This is a genomic window from Pelagovum pacificum (assembly GCF_016134045.1).
Taxonomy (GTDB): Bacteria; Pseudomonadota; Alphaproteobacteria; order Rhodobacterales; family Rhodobacteraceae; genus Oceanicola; species Oceanicola pacificus_A.
Window position 1 is genome coordinate 3,904,283 of the sequence record NZ_CP065915.1, and the last position, 17,413, is coordinate 3,921,695.

17 protein-coding genes and 1 tRNA gene are annotated in these 17,413 nt (G+C 64.9%); 10 read left to right on the top strand and 8 right to left on the bottom strand.

Translation table 11 applies throughout. The features are described 5' to 3' along the window. Positions 1–71: 71 nt before the first annotated feature. Positions 72–461, top strand: coding sequence for a Cu(I)-responsive transcriptional regulator (gene cueR, locus I8N54_RS19205; protein ID WP_140194896.1), 390 nt, complete (start codon positions 72–74; stop codon positions 459–461). Here the strand turns inward: cueR and I8N54_RS19210 are convergent. Further along, the gene (locus tag I8N54_RS19210; protein ID WP_140194894.1) at positions 452–1,618 is read right to left on the bottom strand and encodes an ROK family transcriptional regulator; all 1,167 of its coding nucleotides are present in this window, start codon (positions 1,616–1,618) and stop codon (positions 452–454) included. The genes cueR and I8N54_RS19210 overlap by 10 nt on opposite strands. Positions 1,619–1,797: 179 nt before the next feature. Between I8N54_RS19210 and I8N54_RS19215 the strand changes: the two genes are divergently transcribed. The 3 genes from I8N54_RS19215 (at position 1,798) to I8N54_RS19225 (ending at position 4,736) form a co-directional block, all read left to right on the top strand. Beyond that, positions 1,798–2,817 (top strand): sugar ABC transporter substrate-binding protein, encoded by a 1,020-nt coding sequence (locus I8N54_RS19215; RefSeq protein ID WP_197097567.1) that lies wholly within the window; start codon positions 1,798–1,800, stop codon positions 2,815–2,817. Between the two features lie 81 nt (positions 2,818–2,898). Next, entirely contained in the window at positions 2,899–3,963 is a 1,065-nt protein-coding gene (locus I8N54_RS19220; protein WP_140194892.1) for an ABC transporter permease, read from the top strand. After that, on the top strand, positions 3,960–4,736 hold the full coding sequence (locus tag I8N54_RS19225) for an ATP-binding cassette domain-containing protein (RefSeq protein WP_140194890.1): 777 nt from the start codon (positions 3,960–3,962) through the stop codon (positions 4,734–4,736). The genes I8N54_RS19220 and I8N54_RS19225 overlap by 4 nt, the downstream gene beginning before the upstream one ends. A 127-nt stretch (positions 4,737–4,863) precedes the next feature. Here the strand turns inward: I8N54_RS19225 and I8N54_RS19230 are convergent, their stop codons facing one another. From I8N54_RS19230 to I8N54_RS19255, 6 genes are all read right to left on the bottom strand, one after another. Continuing rightward, complete coding sequence (locus I8N54_RS19230) at positions 4,864–5,769, bottom strand: ABC transporter ATP-binding protein (protein ID WP_140194888.1); 906 nt, start codon at positions 5,767–5,769, stop codon at positions 4,864–4,866. Next, positions 5,766–6,794, bottom strand: a complete 1,029-nt coding sequence (locus I8N54_RS19235; RefSeq protein ID WP_140194886.1) for an ABC transporter ATP-binding protein — start codon at positions 6,792–6,794, stop codon at positions 5,766–5,768. The genes I8N54_RS19230 and I8N54_RS19235 overlap by 4 nt, the downstream gene beginning before the upstream one ends. Positions 6,795–6,798: 4 nt before the next feature. Further along, positions 6,799–7,656, bottom strand: a complete 858-nt coding sequence (locus I8N54_RS19240) for an ABC transporter permease (RefSeq protein WP_140194885.1) — start codon at positions 7,654–7,656, stop codon at positions 6,799–6,801. 4 nt (positions 7,657–7,660) lie between these two features. Further along, positions 7,661–8,665 (bottom strand): ABC transporter permease, encoded by a 1,005-nt coding sequence (locus I8N54_RS19245; RefSeq protein ID WP_140194883.1) that lies wholly within the window; start codon positions 8,663–8,665, stop codon positions 7,661–7,663. A gap of 84 nt (positions 8,666–8,749) precedes the next feature. Continuing rightward, entirely contained in the window at positions 8,750–10,654 is a 1,905-nt protein-coding gene (locus I8N54_RS19250) for an ABC transporter substrate-binding protein (protein WP_140194881.1), read from the bottom strand. A gap of 238 nt (positions 10,655–10,892) precedes the next feature. After that, positions 10,893–10,979: transfer RNA gene (locus tag I8N54_RS19255), tRNA-Leu, on the bottom strand. Positions 10,980–11,108: 129 nt separating this feature from the next. Here I8N54_RS19255 and I8N54_RS19260 point away from each other — a divergent pair. Both I8N54_RS19260 and I8N54_RS19265 read left to right on the top strand, forming a co-directional pair. After that, positions 11,109–12,098, top strand: coding sequence for a complex I NDUFA9 subunit family protein (locus I8N54_RS19260; protein ID WP_140194878.1), 990 nt, complete (start codon positions 11,109–11,111; stop codon positions 12,096–12,098). Between the two features lie 4 nt (positions 12,099–12,102). Next, positions 12,103–12,762, top strand: a complete 660-nt coding sequence (locus tag I8N54_RS19265; protein ID WP_140194877.1) for a hypothetical protein — start codon at positions 12,103–12,105, stop codon at positions 12,760–12,762. On the opposite strand, the gene I8N54_RS19270 is transcribed toward I8N54_RS19265, so the two are convergent. Next, positions 12,753–13,556 carry an undecaprenyl-diphosphate phosphatase gene (locus tag I8N54_RS19270; protein ID WP_140194875.1) on the bottom strand — a complete coding sequence of 268 codons (804 nt, stop codon included), beginning with the start codon at positions 13,554–13,556 and terminating at the stop codon, positions 12,753–12,755. The two genes, I8N54_RS19265 and I8N54_RS19270, sit on opposite strands and share 10 nt — an antisense overlap. Before the next feature lie 214 nt (positions 13,557–13,770). Between I8N54_RS19270 and I8N54_RS19275 the strand changes: the two genes are divergently transcribed. The 4 genes from I8N54_RS19275 to I8N54_RS19290 are packed head-to-tail and all read left to right on the top strand — an operon-like array spanning position 13,771 to position 17,353. Next, positions 13,771–15,204 carry an NAD(P)-dependent oxidoreductase gene (locus tag I8N54_RS19275; protein WP_140194873.1) on the top strand — a complete coding sequence of 478 codons (1,434 nt, stop codon included), beginning with the start codon at positions 13,771–13,773 and terminating at the stop codon, positions 15,202–15,204. A 55-nt stretch (positions 15,205–15,259) separates the two neighbouring features. Further along, positions 15,260–15,943 carry a hypothetical protein gene (locus I8N54_RS19280; protein WP_140194871.1) on the top strand — a complete coding sequence of 228 codons (684 nt, stop codon included), beginning with the start codon at positions 15,260–15,262 and terminating at the stop codon, positions 15,941–15,943. A gap of 19 nt (positions 15,944–15,962) precedes the next feature. Then, entirely contained in the window at positions 15,963–16,661 is a 699-nt protein-coding gene (locus tag I8N54_RS19285) for a hypothetical protein (RefSeq protein ID WP_140194869.1), read from the top strand. Beyond that, complete coding sequence (locus I8N54_RS19290; protein WP_140194867.1) at positions 16,658–17,353, top strand: hypothetical protein; 696 nt, start codon at positions 16,658–16,660, stop codon at positions 17,351–17,353. Before I8N54_RS19285 ends, I8N54_RS19290 begins: the two co-directional genes overlap by 4 nt. Positions 17,354–17,413 lie beyond the last annotated feature (60 nt).

Sequence of the window (17,413 nt, forward strand, 5' to 3'; positions counted from 1 at the left end):
CACACTTGCTATTCGGCTTGATGCGCCCCACGTAGAGGTTCCAGTAACTGGAAGGTCAAGGAGGACAGTCGATGAATATCGGACAAATGTCCGAGGCCACGGGCCTCCCCGCCAAGACGATCCGGTATTACGAGGATATCGGCCTCGTGCGGCCCGCGCGGGGAGAGAACGGCTACCGCGCCTTCAGCGAGGCGGACCGGCACAAGCTGACCTTCCTCGCCCGGTCCCGGTCGCTCGGCTTTTCGATCGAGGACTGCCGCACGCTGCTGTCACTCTATGAGGATCGTGACCGGGCGAGCGCCGATGTGCGGGCGGTGGCCGAGCGGAACCTCGAGAAGATCGAGACCAAGATTGCCGAACTCGAGGCGTTGAAGGCGACCCTGTCGACACTCGTCCATCGCTGCCACGGCGACGACCGGCCGGATTGTCCGATCCTCGAGGACCTGTCGGCTCACTCCTGAAGGTAGCGGGCCACGATGGGGCGATAGCCGGCGCCGAGCGCGCAGGCCATTGTACCGAGCTTGCCGGCGACGATGCGGGGGACGTGGATGCCGCGCGTGTCGAGCTCCTCCATCGCCCGGGCGGTGCGATCGACGAGCGAGGCGCGGATCGCAGCGGGAAAGCTGCCGTCTATCACGATGACCGGCAGATCTAGCACGGCGGCGAGCACGACCGCGAGCTGCGCCAACCGCCGCGCGGTCTCCGCCATCCATGCCTCGCGCACCTCGTCGAACCCGTCCCAGTGCCGCGACTGAAGCAGCCGCTGGCCGGAGCCCGGCTCCTGGCTGTCGAGCAGGCGTTCGAGTTCATACAGGGATGCGACTTCGAGCAGCTGTCCGGTTGTGCCGTCCGGCCGGGTGACCGGGATCGTTGCAATGGCGCCGGCATTTCCTCTGAGCCCGTGATAGAGTCTGTTTCCGATCACGATGCCCCCGCCGACAAAGGCCCCGACATAGGCATGAGCGAAGTCGGAGAAGCCGACGGCGTTTCCGAACATATGCTCACCGAGGCAGGAGAGTGACCCGTCGTTACCGACGAATGTCGGCAGGCCGGTGACCGCCGCGATCTCGCCCATCGCATCGAAGTTGCGCCACGCGGCCATCTCGCTTTCGGGGGCGCCGAGGTTGTCGAGCCAGTCCCAAAGGTCGAACGGCATCCCGACGCCGATCCCGGCGACCCGGCTTCGACGGTCCGGGGTCAGCCCCTCCATGAGCAGGCGGGTGCCTTCCTTCAGGAAATGCAGCGTACCGTCGGGAGTGGGGTAGGCGTAGCGAACCTCCATATGGCCGCGCACCGTCCCGGCAAGGTCCAGCAGGACGAGGTCCGACCGCCGACGCCCGAGGCGCAGACCGATGGAAAAGGCCCCGTTCGGGTCGAGACGCAGCGGAGTCGACGGTTTGCCGACCTTCCCGCGCACCGGCGTGTCGCGCACCACCAGCCCGTCCGATTCGAGGTTCCGCGTGATGACCGAGGCGGATTGCGCCGACAGGCCGGTCTGACGCGCGATCTCGGCAGATGCGGTCGGACCCTCACGCCGCAGCAGGCTCAGAATCGCCCGTTCGTTCGCGGATCGACCCTCCACCGTGAACGGGCGAGGGTCGTACAATGCGGCTTCCATGACTTTCCCCGGTGTCTCTCGGCCCGAAGAGCGCCACAACGGAATTAATAAATCAAGATGATTTATATATTGACGAACCTGTCCTTTCGACGCAATTGTCCGGTGTCCGTCGCGATGGCGGGCCGTGCCGGGCGGGTCAGCCTGCCGAGGAGACGGCGCGAGAGTATTGGGAGGATACAATGACAAAGCTCATGGCGAGCACCGCGCTCGCTTTCGCCTGCATGGCCGGTGCGGCCGCTGCACAGGATTCCGAGATCAGCGCCTGCCTGATCACCAAGACCGACACCAACCCGTTCTTCGTGAAGATGCGCGAAGGCGCCAGCGCGAAGGCCGAGGAGCTCGGCATCGAGCTGATGACCTTCGCCGGTCAGGTCGACGGCGACCACGAAACCCAGGTTCAGGCGATCGAGACCTGCATCGCGTCCGGTGCGTCGGGCATCCTGCTGACCGCGTCTGACACCTCGTCCATCGTGTCGTCGGTCGAGCTCGCCCGCGAGAACGGTCTGCTGGTGATCGCGCTCGACACACCGCTCAGCCCGATCGACGCGGCGGATGCGACGTTCGCGACCGACAACTTCCTTGCCGGTGAGCTGATCGGCCAGTGGGCCGCCGCCACCATGGGCGACGAGGCGGAGAACGCGAAGATCGCCATGCTCGACCTCAACGTCAGCCAGCCGACCGTCGGCGTGCTGCGTGACCAGGGCTTCCTGACCGGCTTCGGCATCGACGTCGGCGACCCGAACCGCTGGGGCGACGAGGAAGACGAGCGCATCGTCGGCAACGACGTCACGCAGGGCAACGAGGAAGGCGGGCGCACCGCGATGGAGAACCTGCTGGCGCAGGATCCGGAGATCAACGTCGTCTACACGATCAACGAACCCGCCGCCGCCGGTGCCTACGAGGCGCTCCGCGCCATCGGCCGCGAGAACGACGTGCTGATCGTGTCCGTCGACGGTGGCTGCCCCGGCGTCCAGAACGTCGCGGACGGCGTGATCGGTGCCACGTCGCAGCAGTACCCGCTCGACATGGCGTCGCTCGGCATCGAGGCGATCGCCCAGTACGCCGAGGACGGCACCCTGCCGGAGCCGACCGAAGGCAAGGACTTCTTCGACACGGGCGTGCAGCTCGTGACCGACGCGCCGGTGGACGGCGTCGAGTCGATTTCGGTCGAAGAGGGCATGGACCTCTGCTGGGGCTGATCCTGCCGGATCGGACCTGAACCCGGGGGCAAGGCGGAGGAGGACCGCCTTGCCCCACGCCAGTCTTAGGGAGGGACTGCGATGAGCCAGTCAGACAGCTACGACGACGTCGTGAAGACCCGCCGCGAAGAATCCTTCGCGGAGTTCGAGGATCATCGGAAAGGGTTCATCGGCAAATTTCACCACGCGCTGCACGTGACACCGGCCCTCGTGCCGCTGATCGTGCTGGTCGCGTCGATCATCATCTTCGGGTTGCTGATCGGGGACCGGTTCTTTTCACCCTTCTCGCTGACCCTGATTCTGCAGCAGGTGCAGATCGTCGGCATCGTTGCCGCGGCGCAGTCGCTCATCATCCTGACGGCGGGCATCGACCTGTCGGTCGGGGCGATCACGGTGTTCTCTTCCGTCGTCATGGGGCAGTTCGTGTTCCGGTACGGCCTGCCGCCGACCTTCGCGGTCATGGGCGGGCTGGTATTCGGCACGCTCTGCGGCGCGCTGAACGGTCTGCTGGTCAGCCGCATGAAGCTGCCGCCCTTCATCGTCACGCTGGGCACCTGGCAGATCATTCTGGCGTCGAACTACCTCTACAGCCGGAACGAGACGATCCGCGCACAGGAGATTTCGTCCGAGGCGCCCTTGCTTCACCTGATGGGCGCAAAGTTCAACGTTGGTGGTGCCGTCTTCACTGTCGGGGTCTGCTTCATGATCCTGCTGGTTTTCGTGCTCGCCTGGGTGCTGCGCTACACGGCGTGGGGCCGGCACGTCTACGCGGTCGGCGACGATCCGGAGGCGGCGCAGCTGTCGGGCGTGAACGTCAAACGCACGCTGCTGTCGGTCTACATGCTGTCAGGCCTGATCTGCGCTTTTGCCGGCTGGGCCCTGATCGGGCGGATCGGCTCCGTTTCCCCGACCTCGGCCTACGAGGCCAACATCGAATCCATCACTGCCGTCGTGATCGGGGGCATCTCGCTGTTCGGCGGGCGGGGCTCGATCCTCGGCACGCTGTTCGGGGCGCTGATCGTCGGGGTGTTCACCCTCGGGCTACGGCTGCTCGGCGCGGACGCGCAGTGGACCTACTTCTTCATCGGTGTGCTCATCATCGCCGCCGTCGCCGTGGACCAATGGATCAGAAAGGTCTCCGCATGACCCAGAAACCAATCCTGTCCGCCAAGAACCTGGTGAAGCGTTACGGGCGTGTCGTGGCCCTCGATCATTGCGACTTCGAGCTCTACCCGGGCGAGATCCTCGCGGTGATCGGCGACAACGGTGCCGGGAAATCGACCCTGATCAAGGCGCTTTCGGGGGCCGTGGTCCCCGAGGAGGGCGAAATCTTCCTCGACGGGGAGACGGTGAACTTCTCGGCGCCGACCGACGCCCGCGATGCCGGCATCGAAACGGTCTACCAGACCCTCGCCATGTCGCCGGCGCTGTCGATCACCGACAACATGTTCATGGGGCGCGAGCTGCGGAAGCCGGGCTTTCGCGGCAAGTGGCTTCGGCAGCTCGACCACAAGGCGATGGAGACCTTCGCCAAGCAGAAGCTGTCGGACCTCGGGCTGCTGACGATCCAGAACATTAACCAGGCGGTCGAGACGCTATCGGGCGGGCAGCGGCAGGGCGTCGCCGTGGCCCGCGCCGCCGCGTTCGGGTCGAAAGTGATCATCCTCGACGAGCCGACCGCCGCGCTGGGCGTGAAGGAGAGCCGGCGGGTGCTTGAGCTGATCCAGGACGTGAAGAGCCGGGGCATTCCGATCATCCTGATCAGTCACAACATGCCTCACGTGTTCGAGGTCGCCGACCGGGTTCACGTGCACCGGCTGGGCAAGCGTCTGTGCGTCATCGACCCGAAACAGCACACCATGTCGGACGCCGTCGCCTACATGACCGGCGCCAAGGAACCCGAAGAGATCGCAGCCTGATCCAGCGGTGCGCGCGTTCGCGCGCGCAGGTCGAGCCGGCCATGCGGCCGGCGGAAGAGGGGGCTGTCTGCCCCCTCTTGGCCTTTCGGCCAATTCACCCCCGAGAATATTTGAAGCCCGAAGAAGCTCAGACCCGCACGAGGCGGCCGTCCGGCCCCTCTTCCATGTGGCTCTTGCTCATCGTCTCGAGCGCGCGGGTCGCCTCTGACCGGTCTGCGGGTTCGAGACGTCCGGCGCCCGCGTCCTCGACCCGAAGGACAGAGGATTTCAGCAGGCGCGAGTAGGGATGCTTCGGATCGTCCAGCACGGCGCGGGCCGGGCCGAACTCCACCACGTAACCCTTCTGCATGATGATGAGCCGGTCGGAGATGTAGTAGGCCGTGGCGAGGTCGTGAGTGATGTAGATGACCGAGACGCCGAATTCGTCTCGCAGGTTCTTCAGCAAGTTCACGATCGACATGCGCAGGCTGGCATCGACCATCGAGACGGGCTCGTCCGCGATCAGCAGCGCGGGGTTCGGGATCAGCGCCCGGGCGATCGCGACGCGCTGAAGCTGGCCGCCGGACAGTTCGTGTGCGTAGCGGCCCTTCACTTCCGACAGTGACAGGCCGACCTTCTGCAGGGCGTCGTCCATCGCGGCCTCGACCTCGTCCCGGCTCGTCAGCCCGAGCAGCGAGCGGGCGGTCGAGACGAGGTAGCGGTCGACCTGCTTGAGCGGGTTGAACGTCTCGAACGGGTTCTGGAACACCGGCTGGACGGAGCGCATGAACTTCAGCCGGGCGGCGCGGTTGCCGAGCGCGGCGGTATCGGTGCCCTTGAAGGTGATGTGACCCTCGGTCGGCTGTTCGAGGCCGAGGATCATCCGCGACAGGGTGGTCTTGCCGGAGCCGGACTCGCCGATGATCGTGAAGATCTCGGGCTTGTCCTCGTCCAGCGTGAAGGAGACGTTGCGCACGGCATCGACGTGATGACGCGAGAGCAGGCCGCCGAGGTGGAAGCGTTTCGAGACGTCGTTGATCTCCAGAAGGCTCATGCCGGGACCTCCGTTCCGAGCGCTTGCGGCGGCCGGACCTCGTCCGCGCGCCAGCAGGCGGAGCGGTGGTCGCTGCCGACGTTCACGAGCGGTGGCACTTCGGCGCGGCACTTGTCGATTGCGAGCGGGCAGCGAGGGTGGAAGCGGCAGCCCGGCGGCGGCTCCGCGAGGTTCGGCGGCTTGCCTTCCAGCGCGGCCTTCTGCGTCACGTCGCCGATCCGCGGCAGGGATCCGACGAGGTGCGACGTGTAGGGGTGCTTGGGCGCGGTGAAGATGGTGCGGGTCGGTGCCTCCTCCACGATGCGGCCGGCGTAGACGATGGCGATCCGGTCGGCGATGTTGGCGTGGACGCTCATGTCGTGGGTCACGAAGACGACCGAGCTGCCCATCTCCTGCTGCACGTTGCGGATCATCGCCAGCACGTCCTTCTGCACCACGACGTCGAGCGCGGTGGTCGGCTCGTCGGCGATGATGAACTCGGGACGGCAGACAGTGGCGACCGCGATGGTCGCGCGCTGTCTCATGCCGCCCGAGAGCTGGTGAGGATAGGCGCTGAGCACTTCGGCGGGCAGGCCCAGCCGGTCGAGGTGCGCCTCGACGCGGCGATAGAACTCCTTCCTAGGGACGCCCATCGGCTTCATCGCGAAGTCCTCGAACGTCTTCCGCACCCGGCGGACCGGGTTCATCACGCTCATCGAGCCCTGCATGATGTAGCTGAGGTTCTTCCAGCGGATCGCGTCGACCTCGGCCTTCGAGGCGGCGTAGGGATCGATCACGAGATCGCCGAAGCGATAGGTGATCTTGCCGTCCACCACGCGGAGCGGCGGGCGGATCGCCGCGGCCAGTGTCTTGATGAGGGACGTCTTGCCCGAGGAACTTTCGCCCGCGATGCCGTAGATCTCGTTTCGGCGGATCTCGAGCGTCACGTCGTCGACGGCGCGGACCTCCCGATTGATGCCGAAGAGGCCAAGCTGGTAATAGGCCTTGAGGTTCTCGACGGTGAGGACCGGTTCATTGTCGGCCATCGGTTCAGCCTCCCATCCGGCGCAGGCGCGAGCGCGGGTCGATATGTTCATTGAGCGAGACGGCGAGCAGGAACAGGCCGATGAAGGTGGTCACCACGAGGGTCACCGGCACCGCGATCCACCACCAGATCCCGGCGACCAGGGCGGAGTGGTTGTTGGCCCAGTAGATCATCGTTCCGATCGTCGGCTGGTTGATATCGGTGAAGCCGAGGACGGCGAGCGTCACCTCCAGGCCGATGGACCAGATCATGTTGGCCATGGCCGTCGAGAAGACGATCGGCATCACGTAGGGCAGGTGTTCCTCGAACATCACCTTCCGGGCGTTCATGCCGGCGAAGATAGCGTGACGCGTGAATTCGCGGTGCCGCAGGCCCAGCGCGACGGACCGGATCAGGCGCGCGTCGTATGGCCAGCCGAAGCAGGCCATGATGAGCGCGAGTGTCAGCGGCGTCAGGTCGCTGCGGAGCACGAAGTAGAACAGCACGAGGATCGGGAAGATCGGCAGCGCGACGAAGATGTCGTTCACGAACATCAGCGCCCGGTCGACCCATCCCCCCATATAGCCCGACAAGAGGCCCACGGTGATCGAGATGATCCGGCTGAGCACCGCCACCAGCAGGCCGAAGGCGAGCGTGTTGCGGATCGCGACGGTCGCCTGCCAGAACAGGTCCTGTCCGCGCGAGTTGGTGCCGAACCAGTAGTCCGACGACGGCGGCATGTCGGGTGGCGCCATGTAGATCATGGAGGTGTCGATCGGCGCGAAGAAGCTGAGGCAGGCGAAGCCGGCCACCAGGAGGACCAGGAACAGGCCGAGGCCGAATTCCCGGTTCAGGCGAATGAGGTCTCTTACGACGGTCAGCATGGGGTCACTCCGCCTTCACGCGCGGGTCGAGGATCGGGTGGATCAGATCGACGATGAAGATCGCCACGGCGACCGAGAAGATCGCCACCGTCGAGACGGCGAGCACGGTGGCGTTGTCGCCGCCGTTCACCGCGTCGACCAGCAGCGTGCCGATGCCGGGATAGTTGAAGACCTGCTCCGTGATGATCGTGCCCGAGAAGATCGCGCCGAGCGTCATCGCCAGCGCGGTGAGCTGCGGCACCGCCGCGTTGCGCATCACGTAGGCGAAGACGATGCGGTTGCGCTTCACACCGGCGAGTTCGGCATAGGTCACGTAGTCCTCGGTCACGATGTTGGAGACGAGCGAGCGCATCCCGAGGAACCATGTCCCGAACCCGACGAGGATAAGCGACATCGACGGCAGGATGGCGTGCTGCAGGACGGACAGGATGAAGGGCATGTTCCAGCCGGGCCGCACGTTCATCGCGAAACCGCCGGAGATCGGCAGGATCGGCCAGATGAAGCCGAAGAGGATCAGCATCAGGAAGGCGACGATGTAGTAGGGGATCGGCTGGACGCCCATCGCGACCACGCCGAAGGCCTTCAGCAGGCGGTTGTTCTGGAAGTAGCCGGCGAGGCCACCGAGCATGTTGCCCAGCAGCCAGGTCATCATGATGGAGAAGGCCAGCAGGCCGACCGTCCAGGGCAGCGCGCGCATCACGAGCGTCATCGCCGGGGTCGGGAAGGCGATCAGGGACGGGCCGAGGTCGCCGGTCGAAAGCCGTCGCCAGAAATTCAGGTACTGTTCGAACATGCTGCCGTCGACTCCGTAGAGTTCGGTCAGTGCGGTGCGCATCTGTTCCACTGCTTCCGGGCTGAAGCCCGAGCGTGACGTGATGCGGCTGAGGGTCTGCTGCACCGGATCGATCGGCGACAGGTTGGTGATGAAGAACGCGATCGAGACGCCGAAGAAGACGACGACGAGGAGCTGAATCGCTCGCTTCGCGGCAAACCAGAGGTACGCTTTCACAGCGATGCCTTTCTGCTCGGACAGGGTCTGTGTGTCGTGGGGACGCGGCGCCCGGACGATGCCGGGCGCCGCAGGAACGTGCCGTTACTGGCTGACCGGCTCGAGCTGGGTCAGGATGTAGCGGCTGTTGGCCCAGTTGTTCACCGGGTTGGCGTAGGGGTTCTCCGCCGTCGGGTAACCGGTCCAGTAGCGCTCCGACATTGCGACGAAGACGTTGTAGGACATCACCGGGATGTTGGGCATGTCCTGCAGGTGCAGGCGCACGAATTCCCGGCCGAGTTCCACGTTCCGCTCGAGGTCGGAGAAGTCGGACTGGCGGACCTCTTCGATCAGAGCGTCGAGCTCGGGGTTGGTCCAGCGCATCCAGTTACGGGCAGGCTGAATCTCACCCGGTTCGGACACGTACTGCGAGTGGTAGCTGTCGAGGAAGAAGGACAGGTCGGGATGACCGCCCCAGGTCTCGACGGCCCAGCCGACTTCCATCTCGAAGTCGCCGGCCTCGGTCCGCGGCCAGATGTCGGGCGCGACTTCCGCCGTCACCTGCACGCCGTTCTGGGTCCAGGTCTGCGCGGCGATCGTGCCGAGCCGGTTGATGACACCCTCGGACGGGATGAGCACGGTGAAGCCGAAGGGTTCGCCGTTCGGCATCATCCACTGGTTGCCTTCCTGGGTGAACCCGGCGGAACGCAGCAGCTCTCCGGCCGCCTCGATGTCCTGGCCCCACCAGCCGTAGCCGAAGGCGCGGCGGATCTCTTCTTCGTCCGTCGGAACTTCGTCGCCGAACTGGGGACGAACGAACTCCGCGATCTCGAGGCCGACATCGGGGTTGTAGGGCTTGATCGTGCTCTCACCCGTGTCGAGTTCGAAGTTGATCAGCTCGTCCTGCATCGGCCCGTGATAATCGTCCGGGTGCGTGCCCGTCGGCGGAATGGAGATCGCCGAAAGCGTCGCCGCGCCGCGATAGGACGCCATCGACAGTGTCCGTGCCTCGAGCATCAGCGCGAGAGCCCAGCGGACCTTGGCGTCCTCGAACTTCTCGTTCTGGTGGTTGAAGATGAACATCGGCAGCGTCGGATCCGGGTGGGCATAGGGGAAGCCCGGGAACCAGCCGCGCACGTCGTCTTCCTGCTCGACGATCGAGAACATGCCCTCGGGGGACAGGTCGTGGATCATGTCGAGGTTGCCGTTCCGCATCTCGATGAGGCGGTTATCGATCGGCATGTTGTTGCGGTAGATGACGTATTGCGGGGCCGGCTCGCCGTATTCGGCGACCGTCGTGCGATCCCAGTCGTCACGCTTTTGCCAGATGTACCACGTCCCGTTCGGGTCGTAGCTGTGCAGCGTGTAGGGGCCGAGGCCGACGGGCTCCGCGAAGTCGTAGGACATGATGTCGTCGACTTCGGAGAAGATATGCTCCGGCATGATCCACGCGGCGTTCCAGCGGACCGAGAAGACCGAATGGAAGCGCGAGTTCGGGGCCTGGAGCGTGAACTTCACGGTGTAATCGTCGACCGCTTCGACGCTCTCGACCTGGGTCGAGAAGGCGCCGCTCCAGACCAGTCCGGGCGTGTCCATCTGGGTCTGAACGGTGAAGACGACGTCGTCGGCGGTAAATTCTTCGCCATCCGACCAGTAGATGCCCTCGCTCAGCGAGACCGTCATCTCGGTGAAGTCGTCGTTGTATTCCGGCGGAGCGGAGGCGAGCGAGTTGTAGTTCACGCCGTCGATCCCCTCGTTGGGGTCGATGTACCACAGCGTATCCATCATCAGCTGGTGCAGGCCGGTCGAGGTCCCGCCGCCTGCGCTGACCCAGATGTTGAACCAGCCGGGGTTGTTGATCACACCTTCCGGGTTCTGCAGGATCAGCGTTTCTTCACGGGGCAGGTCCTGGATCGGCGGGGCTTCGCCGCCTTCCTCCTGCGCGAATGCGGCTCCAGTACTCATGCCGGACATGAGCAGGGCCGACGCCAAAAGCGTCTTCCACTTCATATTGAATCTCCTCCCAAAGAAGACGCGGTGCGCCGCGTCTGACACAAGGCTACGAAAGTGCGCCCTCATGTCAACGAGTTTTACGATATTTATCAGTATTGCGGGTATGAATGCTGATCTGGCGCTGCGAGGAACAGGCAGATCGATGCTGAGATGGGTGAACGCGCAGGGTTTCCGAGGCCAAGCAAAAGCCCTGAAACGCAGAAGGCCCCCGACGTGCGGGGGCCTTCTGGCGAATTGGTGCCCAGGAGAGGACTCGAACCTCCACGACCGTAAAGTCACTGGCACCTGAAGCCAGCGCGTCTACCAATTCCGCCACCTGGGCAGGTGTGCGAAGCGCCGTTTAGGAGAGCGCGAAGCCGGTGTCAACGCGATTCATGCAGTTCGGCAAAAGCGCCTTGTCTGGCCCCCGGGCGGACGGTAGACCCACCTCAGTCCGAGCGGAGTCAGCACGATGAGCAAGCTTGTCACCATTTTCGGCGGGTCCGGGTTCGTCGGCCGCTACATTGCCCGGCGCCTGGCCCAGGACGGCTGGCGTATCCGGGTCGCCGTGCGCAATCCGAACGAGGCGCTTTTCCTGCGGCCCTACGGTGTCGTCGGGCAGGTCGTCCCCGTGTTCTGCAACATTCGCGACGACAACAGCGTGCGCGAAGCGACTCGCGGCGCGGACGCGGTGGTGAATTGCGTCGGGGTGCTGAGCGAGATCGGCGCCAACACGTTCTCTGCCGTTCAGACGGAAGGTGCCGAACGTATCGCGCGGATCGCCAAGGAAGAGAACGTGGGCACGCTCGTCCACCTGTCCGCCATCGGCGCGGACGCCGAATCCTCCTCGGAATACGCCCAGACGAAAGCCGCCGGCGAAGCCGGCATCCTCGAGCATTTCCCGGATGCCATGATCCTGCGCCCGTCCCTGATCTTCGGGCCGGAAGACCAGCTCTTCAACCGCTTCGCGTCGATGTCCCTGATGGGGCCGGCACTGCCGCTCGTCGGGGCCGAGACGAAGTTCCAGCCGGTCTATGTCGACGACGTCGCCGCAGCGGCGGTGATGGGAGTCGAGGGCAAGGCGACCGGGACCTATGAACTCGGCGGGCCGGACGTGGACACGTTCCGCGAGCTGATGCAGCAGATGCTCGGGATGATTCACCGTCGGAAGATGATCGTTAACCTGCCGTTCGGCATCGCCAAGATCATGGCGGCTGTGTTCGGTGCGATCACCTTCGCAACCGCCGGGTTGTTCCGTGGTCCGATCACCCGCGATCAGGTCGAGAACCTGCGCCATGACAACGTGGTGTCCGAGGATGCGAAGGGCTTCAAGGAGCTCGGCATCGTTCCGGAATCGCTCGAGGCGATCCTGCCGGAGTATCTCTGGCGCTTCCGTCCCTCCGGTCAGTACGACGCGATCAAGGAAAGCGCGCGGAACCTCCGGGGCGGCCGGTATTCCTGACATCATGCGACGCCTGCTGCTCTGGCTGGCGTTCATTCTTCCGACCGTTGCCGGTGCGCAGGAAAGCTTTGCGACATTTGCGCGGGCGGTGACAAACGACGCGGCCGTTCTGGCGCGGATTGACGATATCCTTGCCGATCCGCCGGTCAGGACCGAAGACATCGGGTATTACGGTTTCGAGGACGCGCTGCCGTCCAAGCGTGCCCTCATGACGATGCTGTACCGGCTCTCCGAGGCCGGCGCGCTGATCTCCGTCGAGGACAAGTCTGTCAGCAACCTTCCCGCTGCGTTGACCGAGGCCGAGGTGATCGCCCCCGATCCGGAGAACCGGTTCCTGACGTTGCCGGGGTTTTCGGGGGAGGGAGCCAACAGCCCGCGCCGCGATCCGCTGATCGCGCTGCGGCGGGGCTTCGCGTCCCATGTCGACGCTCTGAACGCGGCGGCCGCGGCGCGGGGGTTCACCTTGATCGAGGTCCGCAAGGAGGGGGATGAGCTGCTGCTCTGGCCCGCGCCCGTGGCGGCGGCGGAGGAGTGGAGCGGCGTTGTCCTCGCCCCCGGTGTGACGCTCGTCCCGTTCGACGGGGTCACCTACTGGTCACTGCTCACCTACGAGCTGATGCTGGATGAGCGGGACAGCGCCCTGCCTGACGGGCTTCAGGAGTAGGCGATCCCAAGCAGGATCACCCCGAGAACGCAGCGGTAGATCACGTAGGGCGTGAAGCTGACGCTCTTCAGCAGTCGCATCATCAGGGTCAGCGCCAAAAGCGCGGCGATGAAGGCGAAGACCGCCGCGATCAGGCCGTCGCGGGCGACCTGCATGTTGCCCTCGGAGGCGACATCGGCGGCGAGAAGGACACCGGAGGCGAGAATCGTCGGGATCGACATGAGCATCGCCAGCTTCGCCCCATCGTGCCGGGTGTAGCCGAGCTGCCGGGCGCCGGTAATGGTGATGCCCGAGCGCGAGGTCCCTGGGATCAGGGCCACCGCCTGCCAGAGCCCCATTATGACCGCGTCCCGCAGGGACCAATCGTCCTGAGTCTTCACCTCGGGGCCCTTCTGGTCGGCCCAGTAGAGCACGATACCGAAGATCAGCATCGTCCAGCCGATCACCGCGATGGAGCGCATCGCCTCGTCGAGGCCGGTCACCTTCAACACGAGGCCGGCGATGATGACCGGGATCGTGGCGATGACGAGCAGGAAGGCCAGCTGCGCACCGGGCGTGTCCATCCGCCCGCGAAGCAGGCGAGGCAGGCCCAGAAGGCCCATCTTCACATCGCTCCAGAAGTAGATGACCACCGCGAACAGCGTTCCGACGTGCACCGCGACGTCGATGGCGAGACCCTGATCCTCCATTCCGGTAAGCTGGGGCAGCAGAATCAGGTGGCCTGAGGACGATACCGGCAGGAACTCCGTGATGCCCTGGATGATCGCCACGAGGAGGAGCTGCAGCAGAGGCATGATGGATCACCGGTTGATTCGACGTTGCCAACCTAACCCACGGGACTCCAAGGGTAAGCCCCCAAAAGGGTAACGAAGCGGACCTAATATTTGGCGCTCAAACACGAAAAGTGGTTGGGTTGGGTAATCTATTCGACCAATAGGTCAGCATTTATGACTTTTCATTCTCGGGGAACCGCTGTAAATCGCGTGTGAGATAGGGAAGGAGCCTGCCTTGGCCGTACAGAAGATGCTCAAGTTCGTGACCGTCGACCGGGACATGCCGGAGAAGCGTCCGCCGAACCTACGCAAAGAAGACTTCCAGGAGATCTACGGTGAATTCGCGAAAGCGAAGGCCGAGGAGCAGTCAGGCCGTTGCAGCCAGTGCGGCGTGCCCTACTGCCAGAGCCATTGCCCGCTTCACAACAACATCCCCGACTGGCTCCGCCTGACGGCCGAGAACCGTCTGCAGGAAGCCTACGAGATCAGCCAGGCGACGAACACGTTTCCCGAGATCTGCGGTCGCATCTGCCCGCAGGATCGCCTCTGCGAGGGCAACTGCGTGATCGAGCAGTCGGGCCACGGCACCGTCACGATCGGCGCCGTCGAGAAATACATCACCGACACCGCCTTCGACGAGGGGTGGGTCCAGCCGATCCGCCCCGCTCAGGAGCGTGCCGAAAGCGTCGCCATCATCGGTGCCGGGCCGGGTGGCCTCGCCGCTGCGGACCGCCTGCGCCGCGCCGGCCTGCAAGTGACGGTCTACGACCGCTACGACCGTGGCGGCGGGCTGATGACCTATGGCATTCCGGGCTTCAAGCTCGAGAAGGACATCGTCATGAAGCGGATGGCGCAGCTGGAGGATGGCGGCGTCGAGTTCGTGATGAACTGCAACGTGGGCGAAGACATCTCCTTCGACGCGATCCGCGGCAAGCACGACGCCGTGCTGATCGCCACCGGTGTCTACAAGAGCCGTGACCTGCAGGCTCCGGGCTCCGGCGCGAGCGGGATCGTGCGCGCCATCGACTACCTCACCGCCTCGAACCGCATCGGGTTCGGCGACGAGGTGCCCGAGTACGACAGCGGCGAGCTGAACGCCTCCGGCAAGAAGGTGGTCGTGATCGGCGGCGGCGACACCGCGATGGACTGTGTCCGCACCGCGATCCGTCAGGGCGCCGAGAGCGTGAAGTGCCTCTATCGCCGCGACAAGGCCAACATGCCCGGCTCGCAGCGCGAAGTCGCGAACGCGGAAGAGGAAGGCGTCGAATTCGTCTGGCTGTCCGCGCCCAAGGGCTTCACCGGCGACATGATCGAAGGCGTGATGGTGCAGAAGATGCGCCTCGGCGCGCCCGACGTGTCTGGCCGCCAGATGCCCGAGCTGATCGAAGGGTCGGATTACGTCGAGGACGCCGACCTCGTGATCAAGGCGCTCGGGTTCGAGCCGGAGGACCTGCCGGCGCTCTGGGGTGTCGAGGGGCTGGAAGTCACGCGGTGGGGCACGGTGAAGGCCGAGTTCACGACCGGCAAGACGTCGCTTCCCGGCGTCTATGCTGCGGGTGACATCGTCCGGGGTGCGTCGCTGGTGGTCTGGGCGATCCGCGATGGTCGCGACTCCGCCGACGCGATCCTCGAATACCTTGCAACCACGACGAGCGTCGCCGCCGAATAGGCGCGACGCCACCCGGCCGCTGCCGGACCGACACCAAGGACGATCGCAGGAGAGAATGGGACCGCGACTGCTGATACTGCTTGCCGCCATCACGGCCGCGCCTGCCGCGTTGCAGGCCCAGTCGGCTATGGGCGCGCCGGAAGGGTGCAAAGGCACCCTGACGGTTCAGCAGCGCGGGTGCCGTATCCTCAACGTGTGGACCTGCGAGGCCGAGCCGGGGATCACCTACAGCTCTCTCGGTGACGAAGACGGCCCGTTCCGCATCAAGAAGACGGATGCGGAGTTCCAGTGGCTCGCGACCTATTATCCCCGGGCGGGTGACGAGCAGACGCTTGCCCCGTCGAACCCTGATCCCGAGAGCATCACCGAGCTGATCGACACCGGCTACGACTCGTTCGACTTCAGCGTGCGCACCGCGCTCGATGGAATCGAAACGCGGGTCGTTGGCCATGACCGGCTGACCGGCGAGACCGAGATCGACGGCGAGCCGCTGCTGACGACCGAGTACGAGATGACCTACATCTCCGCCGACGGAGGCCGGTCCGGGCCATACCTCGGTCAGCAGTATCTGTCGGCGCGGCACCGGCTCTTCATCCTTGGCGAAAGCTGGGATGCGGCGGCTCCCGAAGACGTTACCGACAATTCCCCGGTGGAGTTCATCTACCCGGGCGAGGAGGGATTCTTTTCCGATACGCCGCGATACGGCTGTGACATGCTCATGTCGTCGTTCCAGCCATAGTCCGGAGTAGGTTCAGAAGATGCGTTTTCTCCTCGTCATAGTTCCCCTTGCGCTGCCGCTGGCCACACCGGCCGCGGCCCAGGACTCCGGTGGCTTCTCGCTGCCCGAAGGGTGCCGCGCCTATGTCACCGTGCAGGAGCGCGACTGCGTCGTCGCGCACCACTACCGGTGCGATGCCGACCCGGCCGGCTACCAGCGCCGTGTCGACCTCGGCGAAGAGGGCCTGCTTTATGCCGGCGTGACCGATGAGCAGGGGCAGTGGATCGAAAGCTACCACCCGTCCACGGATCACTCCGAAGCGCTCGAAGCGGCGCCGGCCGATCCCGCGAACCTGTCCGAACTGATCGAGCAGGGCGAGGACACCTACGACTTCATCACGCTCTCCGACGAGATCGGCCCGACCCGTTATGTGGGCCGTGACGCGCTGACCGGCGTGACCGAAGAGATCGACGGCGTGACGCTGCAACAGACGGAATACGACATCGTGGCCTATGGGCCGGATGGCGCCGAAGAGTGGCGGGCCTCAGGAAATGAATGGATTTCAAAGGATTGGCGGATTTTCCTGTCCGGTATCGGCTCGGTGACGACGCCGGCCGAGCAATGGGACACCGACGATTCTCCCGTTGAGTTCATTTTTCCGGGAGAGCCGGGTTTCTTATCCGCAAACCCGAAATACGGTTGCGGGGCGTTGATGTCCAAATCCGGAGGAACCGAATGAGACGCCTCACCATCGCCCTTGCGCTTGCCGCAGCGGCCCCCGTTGCCCCAGTCGCGGCCCAATCCTGGGAGCCGCCTCCGGGTTGCGAAGGTTTCCTGACCGTGCAGCAGCGCGGCTGCATGCTGTCCAACCACTACACCTGCGAAGAAGATCCCGATGGCGATCAGTGGCGTGTGGACTTCACCGAGCAGGGCCCCGTCTTCGCCAGCCGCATCAACTACGAGACGGAGTGGGTCGAAAGCCTCGGCCTCGTCACGCGCACCCGCACGGTGCTCGGCGACGATCCCGAAGATCCGGCGTCGCTGACGACGCTGCTCGAGGAGGGGATCGACACCTACGATTTCACGACCGTGACGAACGAAGAGGAAGTGACGCACTACGCGGGCGCCGACGTTCTGACGGGCGAGACGGTGAATATCGACGGGCACGAGCTCGCCGTCATCACCTACCAGACCGAGGTCGAGGGGCCGGAGGGCGTGTCGCGCCAGGAAGGCACCAACTACGTCGATATCGAGAACCGCATGTTCCTGCCCGGTACGACCGCGATGCGGAACGAAGACGGGACGATGGGTCCCGAGCGGGACAACACGCCGATGAAGATCATCGAGCCGGGTGAACCGGGCTTCTTCGCGTCCTCGCCGATCTACGATTGCGGCGTTCAGGACATCTCCTGGGAGGACGCGGGCCAGTGATCGCTGCCCGGATCATAACGGTCGACACGTTGGCGGGGAGTGTCCTTCCCGCCCGTGCCG